General features: G+C 72.6%; 4 protein-coding genes. 3 read left to right on the forward strand and 1 reads right to left on the reverse strand.

Going from position 1 to position 2,460, the window contains the following annotated elements:
* The 3 genes from FG154_RS20210 to FG154_RS20220 form a co-directional block, all read left to right on the forward strand.
* Positions 1-734 (forward strand): diheme cytochrome c (locus FG154_RS20210; RefSeq protein ID WP_145111888.1); only part of this gene is annotated, 734 nt, incomplete at its 5' end.
* 4 nt (positions 735-738) lie between these two features.
* Positions 739-1,128 carry a DUF1924 domain-containing protein gene (locus FG154_RS20215; protein ID WP_145111890.1) on the forward strand — a complete coding sequence of 130 codons (390 nt, stop codon included), beginning with the start codon at positions 739-741 and terminating at the stop codon, positions 1,126-1,128.
* Positions 1,129-1,142: 14 nt separating this feature from the next.
* On the forward strand, positions 1,143-1,637 hold the full coding sequence (locus tag FG154_RS20220; protein ID WP_145111893.1) for a diheme cytochrome c: 495 nt from the start codon (positions 1,143-1,145) through the stop codon (positions 1,635-1,637).
* A gap of 98 nt (positions 1,638-1,735) precedes the next feature.
* On the opposite strand, the gene FG154_RS20225 is transcribed toward FG154_RS20220, so the two are convergent.
* Positions 1,736-2,460: sensor histidine kinase (locus FG154_RS20225; RefSeq protein WP_246100487.1), on the reverse strand; the 725-nt coding region annotated here is incomplete at its 5' end.

Here is a 2,460-nt window from a genome sequence, read left to right on the forward strand (position 1 = left end):
TGGGGGGCATGTTCAAGACCGGGCCGCTCGCCTTCTGGTCCTTCGAGGCCGGGCGTTCTGGGCGCGAGATCCATGAGCTCGCAGCGTGGGCGGTGCTCGGGCTGGTGGCGCTGCACCTGAGCGGGGTCGCCGTCGAAAGCCTGCGCAGCCGCGAGAACCTCGCCCGCGCCATGCTGACCGGCGTGAAGGAGGCCCGCCCCGGCGATCATGCAGCGCGCGAGATCCCGGCGCGGGTGCCGCTGGCCGTCTTCTTCCTGCTGCTCGCGGGCTCGGGCCTCTGGGCCGCGAACGCCTCGCTCGCCGCCCGCGCGCCGCGGGGGATGCCGGTGGCCTTCGATCCGGCCACGAGGGCCGAATGTTCGGCCTGCCACATGGCCTATCACCCGAGCCTCCTGCCCGCGGCCTCGTGGCGCGCGCTGATGGCGGGGCTGCCGGACCATTTCGGCGAGGATGCGAGCCTCGACGCCGCCACCGCCGCCGGGATCGAAAGCTGGCTTGTGGCCCACGCCGCCGAGAGCGCGGACACGCTGCCCGCGCATGTCTTCGCGCGTGTCGCCCCCGAGGCACCCTTCGCCATCAGCGAAAGCCCATCCTGGACGCGCCTGCACGGCGACCTGCCCGACGCGCTCTTCCAGCGGGCCTCGATCAGGAGCCGCTCGAACTGCGTGGTCTGTCATGCCGACGCGGAGACCGGTCTCTTTTCTCCGTTTTCCATCCATGTTCCCAAGGAGTGACCCTGTGAAACGTCTTTCTATCCTCTCCATCCTTCTCGCGGCTCCGGCCTTCGCCGGCGACACGACGCCGGCGCAGCTCATTGCTGGCTACGAGGCCGCCGCCGGCACAACGGCCGATGCCACGCGGGGGCGCGAGCTGTTCCTGGCGACCCGGACCGGTGGCAAGCCTGACACGCCCTCCTGCACCACCTGCCACGGGGCGGACGTGACGAAGGCCGGCCAGACCCGCACCGGCAAGGAGATCGCCCCGCTCGGCCTCTCGGTCACGCCGGACCGCTTCACCGACATCGCCAAGGTCGAGAAATGGCTGGGCCGCAACTGCAACAGCGTGCTCGGCCGCGACTGCACCCCCGGCGAGAAGGCCGACGTGCTGGCCTGGCTCGCCACCCAATGACCGGAGGACGTCGCATGACCATCCGCACCCTCACGCTCGCGCTCTGCATCCTGCCCTTCACCCTGACCGCCACGCTCGCCGACGACGACGGCGAGGAGGGCGGGCACGAGGGCCGCCGCGCCGCCATGGTGGTGACCGATGCCGCAACGAAGACCGAATGCTCGGCCTGCCACATGGCCTATCCGGCGGCTCTCCTGCCCGCGCGGTCGTGGCGGGCGCTGATGGCGGATCTTCCGAACCACTTCGGCGAGGATGCCTCGCTCGACGACAGGACCCGCGCCGAGATCGAGGCCTACCTCGTCGCGAATGCCGCCGACAGCGCGGGCGGGGGTCGGTCGCTGCGTGGGGTGGCCGCGACCGACACGCCGCTCAGGATCTCGGAACTGCCGTGGTTCAGGCGCGAGCATTCGGACGAGGTGACGCCGCGGATGCTGGAGAAGGCCAGGAGCATGGCCAACTGCGCCGCCTGCCACACCGGCGCCGAGCGCGGCAACTTCGACGACGATTGAGGCTATCCGACGTGCGACAGGCCCCGGCCGCATCCCGTTCGCGGTCGGGGTTCTCTCTTGGTCGCCGTCGGCGGCTGACGGACCAGGGCAGGCGGAGATCAGGCGGGCAGCCGCACCGTCGCCTCGAAGCCGTCGGCGCGGCCGGGGATCGGCGAGCGCAACTCGAGCGTGCCTCCGGCCCGCTCCACGATGGTCCGCACGATGGAAAGGCCGAGACCCGAGCCTTCACCCGCGCCCGGCGCGCGCTCGAAGCGTCGGGTGAGGCGGGCCAGCGCATCGGGTGGAACCGGCGGGCCGCCGTTGCGGATCGTGAGGCTCCGGCCGGGCGTCAGCGCGACCTCGACCGGGTCGCCGGGGGCGCCGTGGCGCAGCGCGTTCTCGATCAGGTTGCGGCAGAGGATGGCGAAGGCGTCCGGGTCGATCCGGCTCGGCACCTCCCCCTCGGGCAGCACCAGCGACAGCCGGTCGCCGACCCCAGCGCGCGCGAAGTCCTGCGCCACCAGCGACAGGATCGGCCGCAGGTCGGCGGGGGCCTCGGCCAGCGCCCGGCCGCCTTCGGCCCGCGCGAGCTGCATCAGCTTGTCGGAGAGGCGGGTGAGGCGCTTCAGCGTGGCCTCGATATCGGCCGCGCGGGCGGCGGCCTTCAGGTCCGAGGTCTCGATGCGGATGCGCTGTGCCTGCGCCGTGGCCCCGGCGACCGGCGTGCGCAGCTCGTGCGCGGCATGGGCGGCGAAGGAGCGTTCAGCGTCGAAGGCGGCGCGCAGCCGCCCCAGCAGCTGGTTCACCGCCGCCGCGACCGGCGCGATCTCGGCCGGAAGCTCGG

The sequence above is a fragment of the Cereibacter sediminicola genome (assembly GCF_007668225.1).
Classification (GTDB): Bacteria; Pseudomonadota; Alphaproteobacteria; order Rhodobacterales; family Rhodobacteraceae; genus Cereibacter_A; species Cereibacter_A azotoformans.

Coding starts and splice junctions, on each gene's coding strand:
- FG154_RS20220 (WP_145111893.1), top strand. CDS start 1,143: ATGACCATCCGCACCCTCACGCTCGCGCTCTGCATCCTGCCCTTCACC.